At 56.4% G+C, this 8,882-nt stretch carries 4 protein-coding genes and 1 tRNA gene; all 5 read right to left on the bottom strand.

Going from position 1 to position 8,882, the window contains the following annotated elements:
- Positions 1-92: 92 nt before the first annotated feature.
- Complete coding sequence (locus HX803_RS27720; RefSeq protein ID WP_178925182.1) at positions 93-5,036, bottom strand: class I SAM-dependent DNA methyltransferase; 4,944 nt, start codon at positions 5,034-5,036, stop codon at positions 93-95.
- 14 nt (positions 5,037-5,050) lie between these two features.
- A complete protein-coding gene (locus tag HX803_RS27715; RefSeq protein ID WP_178925180.1) occupies positions 5,051-7,915 on the bottom strand; it encodes a DEAD/DEAH box helicase in 2,865 nt (954 codons plus the stop codon).
- A gap of 158 nt (positions 7,916-8,073) precedes the next feature.
- Positions 8,074-8,150: transfer RNA gene (locus HX803_RS27710), tRNA-Pro, on the bottom strand.
- Positions 8,151-8,240: 90 nt separating this feature from the next.
- Positions 8,241-8,597: a MerR family transcriptional regulator gene (locus HX803_RS27705; protein ID WP_003174972.1), complete on the bottom strand. Its 357-nt coding sequence runs from the start codon at positions 8,595-8,597 to the stop codon at positions 8,241-8,243.
- Positions 8,578-8,880, bottom strand: coding sequence for an integration host factor subunit alpha (gene ihfA / locus HX803_RS27700; RefSeq protein WP_002553164.1), 303 nt, complete (start codon positions 8,878-8,880; stop codon positions 8,578-8,580). Before ihfA ends, HX803_RS27705 begins: the two co-directional genes overlap by 20 nt.
- Positions 8,881-8,882: the final 2 nt, after the last annotated feature.

Below are 8,882 nucleotides of genomic sequence, written 5' to 3'. Positions count from 1 at the left end.
TTTTTTACTCGGCAAGATCAACTTCAGTATGGGGGGCCGCGTGGACAGCAGATCCGTAGCTATTGCTCTTGACCGCGAACAGATTGCCAAAATCACTCATGGTCACTTGCCGCTTTCTCGAAATGCGCCCAAGCCACGCGGTAGTCAGCTTCACGGTCAGCCAAGATGAAGGGCGCAATGTATTCAATGGTGCGTAGAGCCGGGCCACCGGGCTGAGTGTCGTCGAGTATGGGCCGCTCGATAACGGTGCCGTCAGGGACTTGGGGCTGGCCATCTTTGGGTTGCACATCTTCCCAACCGAGGCGGCGAGTTTTCTCACTACAGCCAGGTAAACGAACAGTACAATCAGCATCGCGCTTGCCGGCCTTACGCGGCAGGCCAACGCCAACTAGACCTTTGCTAGTGGTAAAGACGATGCGGCCCCTGGCGTCATACCAAGTATCGCGTTCGTACTGTCGCATCACCGGGAATTGCACGCGATAGATAGTTAGCAGCTCGTCTAAGGTCAGGTTTAAAGCCTGGGCGGCGAGGACATCAATTTCCACTAGCGCCTGCCGGCGGGCGAAGTCACTACGCAGGGCGCAGTTGCGCTGCCATTCAGGGGTGAGTCGGGCAAAAAAGTCCTTCGGCAAACGCGGATCTGAACTCGACCAAGAATCCCATTGGAATGCGGGTTGCCAACCATCTAACCACAGATCTGCGTAGTGTTCAGATAGACTAGACAAAGAAAGTGCGCGGACGTACAAACCTGCGCGGGCCGACGCCGAGGGCGAATTAGAAGTTAAGGGCAATCGGCTTAGATAGGCCAAATTGGCGTGCCCTGCTCCCGTGGATTTCATATAAAAATCCAATGGAATGGACAACGTCATCGAATGAAAATTTAAAAGTGTATTAACTGACAAGAATGCGGCGCTAATGCATGCATGCAGGTGACTAACCTCTTTGGGGATGATCGCGGAAACCAGCGTTCTTTCCATGGAAACGCTGATCATTTCTCGGTTGATGTGGCGATAATAGGATGTCACCGGCCTCGATTCCGCCTCCCCGCTCTCTATCCAACTCACGCGAGGAGTTCGACTCGCGTACTCAGCCTCGCTACAAGCAGGAACATAGTTACTGCGAGACAAGTAATCATTAGGCAGCACCTCGAGATCGAGAGTGTCGTATGCCTTGTGCGTCTCGCAGACGCGCTTAGGAGTTTTACTGAGTGGGTTACCAACGTAGAAATGCGGACCGGAAAGCACGAATCCGGTCGGCTGAACAACAAATCCCTGATCCTCTCTATGACGGCGGCGAATGGTGCCGTCGGATTGGCCGATTGATTCGTTCCAATGCTGAGTGAAATATAAATCATCGCTCAGTTCACCTAGCCGATGCGGTGCATGAGCGAACTTTTCTAGAACCGAAACCAGCTCGCGGCTATGAACGGCAGGTAGACGCGCCTGCAGCGGCGGCGTCCCCGGCTCATCGTATAGCTGAGCGAAGATGGCCAACGTGGCTTCTGTCACCTCGACAACGCGGTTGCAATGGCTGGACAAGTCCCAAGTACCCATTTCGGTCTTAATGCCTGGGGTTACACCACCACCGGAATGGGCGAGCGAACCATACGTGGTTTGAGGGTGCATCACATTGGCCATGGTCCTGAACGTAGCCGCCTGAGGAAGGCCGTAGACGTTAATGCTGTATTTAACCCGATTGCCAATTTCGGCGAATAGCTTCAGTTCATTCTGGAACTGATAGTGCGCTCTTAGCCGCTGATACATAGCCTCACGCAGCAGTCCACCGTTGGGATCCTCATAAGGCCCCTCCGGGTGTAGTAAGGCTTGTACGCCACTGCCCAATTGCCAGATTAGCGGCAAGAAGCATTTGTACAAATTGGCCTTTTGCCCCTCTAAAAGCGGATAGTTCTGCCGGGAATTGAGAAATTCGCCCATACCCTCAGTGGCCGTGCATTCGGCAATGTAGTCAATGCGAGACTGTTTCGAGGCGACCAATACCTCCTCGCGCCGATCGGCCGTTTGCTTGGCGCTGAGTTTATGAATAGCAAAACGAGGATCAAAGTCGGACAGCAGCGCTTGTTCATTCCATTCGACTTTGATCCACGGAGGATTGCCTAGAACCACATCAAAGCCACCACGGACTTTGAAGACATCAGCAAATTCCAGAGCCCAGTGCATAAAGTGCTGCTGGCCTGCCACCTGCTGCGCCACCTGCAACTGAGGAAGAGCTTCGACCAGCGCGGCGATGTCAACATGGCCGTAGCGGTCGCGCTCGGGGGTAAAGTTCAGCCCCTGTTGTGGCTGGGTTTCCGGGAACAGGTCTTCGGCCGGGGTACTGCTCAGTCGAGCATTGCCAAGCAGCACGGTTTCCAGCACAAACCACCAGAGTTCGCGGCTGGGCAGCTCGCTGGCCTTGTCTAGCGGCCAGAACCACAGGGCACACCAAACATCCATTATCAGTTTTAGGCGGCGGTAGGGGCTGGCATTCTTCTGCGCTTCGCTAAGCATTTCCCGCTGGTAGGCAGCGTCTTTTTCCGCGGTACTGGTAGGGGCGTGGTTGGCGGTAGGGTCCGGCCATACATGCAGTTCATCGCAAGTAGCGGAACGCACACGAGCCAGCTCCTGGGCGTGCTGCTGCCAAAGCTGTTCCACGGCCCGACTCAAAGCCTGTACGCGACGAATTTCGTCCTCGGTGAGTGGCGCAGTAAAGGCCTTGCGCCATTGTTTGAATTGCTCGAAGGCCTCTAGCTCCAGCGCCTTTACTACCTTATCGCTGACCATGCCCATGCCTTCAGCAGGCAGCAAAAAGTGGAACACATCGGTAGCGGCTGGCACTTGTGTGAGTGGCAAAGCACGCGGCGCGGCGGCGCGCCAGTCGCGTTCGGGCAGACCGTTTTCACCCCTGCCTGGGCTGAGCTGGGCGGTGCTAAATAGTTCGCGTCGTGCCCCCACCAGGGAGTTACCGTTGTAGAGCTGCAAGCCAAACCACGGCACATGGCTGCCTTTGAAAATGGCGTTGAGCCACAAGGAGACTTCGGCTAGCTCCACCGCAATGGGGTTGAGGTCCACACCAAAGACATTACTGTCGGCAATGAACATCTTCACCCGCTGTTTTTCTTCGGTGTACTGCTCGTGTGGGATGGTGCGGCCTAACTCTTTCTGTTTAGCTTGCAGGTAGGCTTCGGCCAATTGGCTGACGGCCTCGTTCAAAAACGCCGCGCTGCCCATGGCCGGCTCGCACACGGTGAGCTTCAGAATTTCATCCGCCGTTCTACCGGGCAGGATTTCTCTTAGCGCATGCTCGACTAGGCATTTGGTCAGTACTTCAGGGGTGTAGTAGCTGGCCGACTTCTCGCGGGCACGACCGGCCAGGCGATAGATAAAGCTGCCTTTAGGATGAATCTTGGTATTGCCGCCAAACAGCCGTTCGGCGTCGGTGTACTGGCTGATGCTACTGGCAGGTACAAAGTAGGCCGCATCCAGCGGGTTGACTTCGGCGTCTTTTTTCTTCTCGGCTGCGCCGGGGGTATCGAGGCCTTCCTCTCTGTCCGTATCGCTCTCGCTCGAATCGTCTTCTTCGCTCTCTTCGCCCGTACTTGCCTTCTTCCCGTTGGGGTCAGGGCGTACCTCGTAGAGATTTTCTTCGGCAAAAAAACCACGGAAGGACAGCAGCGATTCGTACACAGCACCCAGCTGGTTGATACCGAGGGTGCCATAGCTGATACGCCCACGACGGCTCTTGCCACCGCCCCGGGACAATGACATTAGCTCGATGACTTTCTGCAGCACCGAGTTACGCAGCTTGACGCTACCCAGTAGCGGTGTGCGCGCAGGGTCAAACAGGTGGCCTTGTAGCGGCGCGATGGTGAAGCCATTGTCGAGCAAGCCATCATGGCTGCCACCTAGGTCGAGCTGACTCGCCGTAGCATCCCGGCGCGGATAGCCTTGCCAGATCAGGCCAAACAATTGCTTGAGGCTATCGTGAAAATAGAAACCTTCCTGAGCTTCGCTGGTGGTCAGCGGGGTTTGTTCCAGCTCGCGCAGGTGCTCGATGCTATAGCCCTTAAGGTAGGCCTCGGCATCGATGGGCGCATAGCCCAGCTCGGGCCGCGCCTCGATATAAAACATGAACAGTAGGCGGTACATGTAGCGCAGGCTTTCACGGCTGAGCTGGTCGGCCAGGTCGGTATCGTTACGCTCGAACACCTTCTCCTTGGCCACCGTGCGTTTGTACCAGATGGCCTCATTGGCAATCAGCTCGATGCATTCACGCAGGGCGTATTTGAGATCAGTGGATACCTCAAAGGCATGTTTGTGCGAGCTGTCATCCAAACTGTCGAGCAGCGCCACGCCACCTTCCACCGGCAGCACCGACTGGCTGCCAAGCAGCGCGGCCATGGCACGGAACTGTTTGTCATCACGCGGGCCGAACAGCTCCGGCAGGTTGAAGCGCAGCAGTGCCTTGCGCCCCCATTTGCTGCGCTCGATCAGCAACCACTCTTCATGGTGCAGCAGCAACACCCAGCGTGGCGGGTGGTCGTCGGCTAACAGACGCTTGCTGAGGGTTTCCTCCCAGTCGCTATGGGCATATTTACCTTTGCCTTGCTCACTGGCCGCTGGCGCAAGCAATTGCAGCGGGCTGCTGTCGTCGTCCTCCGCATTGGCATTAGCTGCCGCAATGACCAACAGCGGCTGGTGTTTGGCATCGCGATACACCGCGAGCACCGGCAATTCTCCTTCGGCCAACGTCAGGTTCTGCGGCGCAAGTTCGTAACCCAAGGCAGCGAGCAGAGGCTGCACCAGGTCAATAAACAGGCTGGCGCGTTCGCTAGTTTTGCGCTCATTCAGAAAGCGCTCGCGGGCACGGAAGTAACCATTAGCCCCCGCGGCAGTGCGCAGACGAACGACGGGGCTTTGCGCGCCCTGCTCTTTCCATTGGTCAAACAGCGGCTTGAGGTCTTTTTCGAGGATCTCGTCCAGGTAATGCTGGCTGTAGAACTCGTTGGCATTGGTGAGGCCGGTGATGGCAAAACTCATGCTGTATTCCTTCCTTAAGCCATCAGTGCGGCGACAACGGTGAACTGAGCGCGGTCATCCAGTTGCAGGGTGTCGCGTATCCATTGTTGGTAGTTGCTGAACAGGTCGGCGGTGGCGCTTTCTTTCTGCATACGTTTGGCTGCGATGACCTGTTCGATACCTTTGGCGAAATCGATTTCCAGCTGTACGTTGTGTCTGAGCTGCAGGGTTTTCAGCTTGGCCAACTCGCGCTCCAGACGCTGGCGACAGCTGGCATCGAAGGCCTGCTTGATCGGTTTGATGTGTTTCTCAGCAGCCTGAATAACCGCGGGTAGTGCGCTTTGCAGGGTACTGCTGTCCGGCGCCTGGCCATAGTTGGCCTGCGCTTTTGCAGTGCTGTTGAGCCCTGTACGGTGCAGTGCTTCCTCCAGGCTGATGACGCTCTGTACTTGCCCAGCAGCATCGAGCTGTACCCCCAGCCACTCGGCTAGCACGGCTTGACCACGGCGGTTAGGCACCTGGGCGAGCACCAGCACGATGGCTTCGCCTGTGGCCAGCCCCTGTGCAACCCGCAACAGCGGCGCACGCTGGCGGCGGAACAGCGCCATAAGTTTGTAGTCGAGCCACTGGGCAATGGGGTTGAGCGCCCAGAGGTAATGCAGCTGCGGCCAGGCATTGGTGTCGCGGGCCTGTTTGATGGCCTCTTCAACCACAGCCTTGTCGGCGCTCAAGGCAAAGGTGTTATCGGTCGGCCACATTTCGCTGGCCAGATCACGCTGAAGCACCCGAGCAAGGTCGCGACTGGGCTGGAAGCTTAGCGTACGGCTGGCATCATCCGTTTTGATTGCAGCATGTTCGTCCGGAGACTCTTGCGCCAGCCACCGCAAGGCATCGCGAAGATAAATGTAGCTGTCGTTAAACAGACTGGTGAGTTCAGCAGCGGGCGCCATGAGCGCTGCTGTGCTGGCGGGCACAACACTATCGTTGCTGGGTACGTTCGCGCCCCATAAGGCCTCGAAAGGGTCGATATCATCACCAGCCAGTAGCGCGGCGAACTCATCGGCAGTGCGGTTGCCTTCAATGGCCTTGGCCACTTCGATGGTTTCCAACTCTTCGTCATACAGCCCCATAAAGGCTGACGGATCGCCGATATTCTTTGCCGCCTGCTCGTCCTTATCGATCAGGATTTCCATGTAGCGCAAGTCACCGCGAATTTTCTCGTGGCGCGGTTCGGTCAGCAGGTAGCCGATTTTCGGGGCATGCAGTTGACCATAACGATCCACACGACCGTTGCGTTGCTGGAATACCATCAGCGACCAGGAAATATCGAAGTGGATCAGTCGATGAGCTTGGTAGTGCAGGTTAAGACCTTCAGAGGCCACATCCGAGGCAATCAGCAGGCGCAGGGGCGAATGGGTTTTGCCAAAACCTTCAACTGTTTGCTGGATCTCCTGGTCAGGCAATTGTCCGTGCAGGATGGCTACGGCGTTATCTTTTAAACCCAGGGCCTTGGGCAGCTCTTGCTGGAGGAATTTCAGTGTTTCCACTCGCTCGGTGAAGATCACCAGGCGGTCATTTGGATCTTTGCCATCCCAACGCCAGTGCTGACCTTGTTTGAGCTGGCCGATGAGGTGCTGCAATTTGCTGAATTTGTCTGCACTAATGGACTGCACTAGACCGTGAAGATCACGCAGTCCCTCAAGATCAGGATGGCGTGCGTCCTTTACCTCGAGCTTACGGATGCGCTCTTTCAGCGTTTGTAGGCAGGCTGCCGGGGAAGAGAACAGCGCCTTTTCCAGCACGGTGCGGAACAACATGGCGCCGTCGCGCGCACCGGTCCCGTCGCTATTAAGTTCGAGCTCGGCTAGGGCATCGAAGGCGAGGTTTTCCGCCGGGCTTGCGGCGCAGGCCAAACGAAACACTTCTCGCTCTGGGAACTCCTGCTTCATTTGCTCGCGCACGTCTTTCTTGAAGCGGCGAACAAAAAGGTGATCGACATCCTCGCGGGTGTAATCGGCCCCTGCTGGCAGCACCGTGGGGTCGAGCATGCGCACGAGGCTGGCGAAGCTGTCCTTTTTGCCGTTGTGTGGTGTGGCGGTGAGCAAGATCAGTGCATCGGAGCGTTGCGAGAGCAACTCAGCCAGGCGATTACTCTGGGTGCGATTGCCCTTATAGGAAACGTTGTGGGCTTCGTCGATGATGATCAGATCCCACCAGGCGCTTTCCAGGTAGTGCCGGTACTGACTGTCGCGCTTCAAGGTATCGACCGAGATTATGGTGCGGTCGTAGTAGTTAAAGGGATTGTGATTGGCTGGGATATCGCGACGAATGCGCTGAATACCGGCTGAGTCCAGGCGGGTGAGCGGGATGGTAAAGCGGTTCCAGAACTCCTGCTGAAACTGGCGCATCATACTTTTGGTAGTAACTACCAAAATGCGGCGAGCTTTACCTCTGCGCATCAACTCGGCGGTAAGGATGCCGGCCTCGAGGGTTTTACCAAGGCCTACTGTATCCGCAATGAGCAAGCGCGGGCGCAGCTGCTGCAAGACTTGATGAGCAGGCTGCAACTGAAACGGCAACGCATCCATGACCCCATGCTGACCAATCACTACCGACTCGCTTTGCAGCGCCGACTGACGCAGACGCGCCTCGATAAACAGGCGCGAAGCAATAAATGTGGGCGATTCGTCGTACACCAGCTCAGTCTTTGCTGGGTCAATCAGGGTGACGCCTTCGAGTTCAGTGAGGAAAAGCGCATGACGATTGCGCACGGTTTCCGACACGCCTATGCAGGAGAGCTGCCAGCCACCAAGATTGCATTGGTCGGCGCTCTGGATAATCCACTCTTCATCGCGGATCAATGCACGGGCACCGGGGGCTGGGGCTTGGGTCAGTTGCATGGTGCAGTCCTTGTCAGGGCGTTAGGTGCGCAGCAGTCGTAGCTGCTGGCACTTTACCAGCTTTTTGCTAACGGTGACCCAACGGTGACCAAAAGGATCAAATCCCAGAAACAACAAAGCCCGGTCATTTCTGAACCGGGCTAAGCCATTGAAAAATATGGTCGGGACGGAGTGATTCGAACACTCGACCCCTAGCACCCCATGCTAGTGCGCTACCGGACTGCGCTACGCCCCGACTAGGCGTGTTACTGGGTTCGCTTCTTGACGAAGCGAACCGGAATATACCGCAAGCTTTTGAAATGTGGAAGTATTTTAAAAGCTGAAATTATTTTTTCAGCACCACCAGCACATCTTCGAGTTCGGAGATCATCTGGCGGATCAGTTGCTTGTATTGGGTGGTGTCGTCTTTGGCTTCATCACCGGACATACGCTGACGCGCGCCGCTGATGGTGAACCCCTGGTCGTACAGCAACGCACGGATCTGTCGGATCATCAGCACATCCTGGCGCTGATAATACCGACGGTTCCCGGTGCGTTTGACGGGGTTGAGTTGAGGAAACTCCTGCTCCCAATAGCGCAGCACGTGCGGCTTGACCGCACAGAGCTCGCTGACTTCACCAATGGTGAAGTAGCGTTTGCCTGGGATGACGGGTAGCTCGTCGTTATGACTTGGTTCCAGCATAAGCCTCAACTCGGGCCTTCAACTTCTGCCCTGGACGAAAGGTGACCACACGGCGAGCCGTGATCGGGATTTCTTCTCCCGTTTTTGGATTGCGGCCAGGCCGCTGGCGTTTGTCCCGCAGGTCAAAATTGCCGAAACCGGACAATTTGACCTGTTCGTTGTCTTCCAGAGCGTGTCGGATCTCTTCAAAAAACAGCTCGACCAATTCCTTGGCCTCGCGCTTGTTCAGACCCAGCTCTTCGTACAGACGTTCCGCCATCTCAGCTTTCGTCAAAGCCCCCATAC

The sequence above is a fragment of the Pseudomonas sp. P7548 genome (assembly GCF_013386585.1).
Lineage (GTDB): Bacteria > Pseudomonadota > Gammaproteobacteria > Pseudomonadales > Pseudomonadaceae > Aquipseudomonas.
The sequence above is the reverse complement of the archived record's forward strand: the minus strand, read 5'-3'. Positions and strand labels throughout refer to the sequence as shown.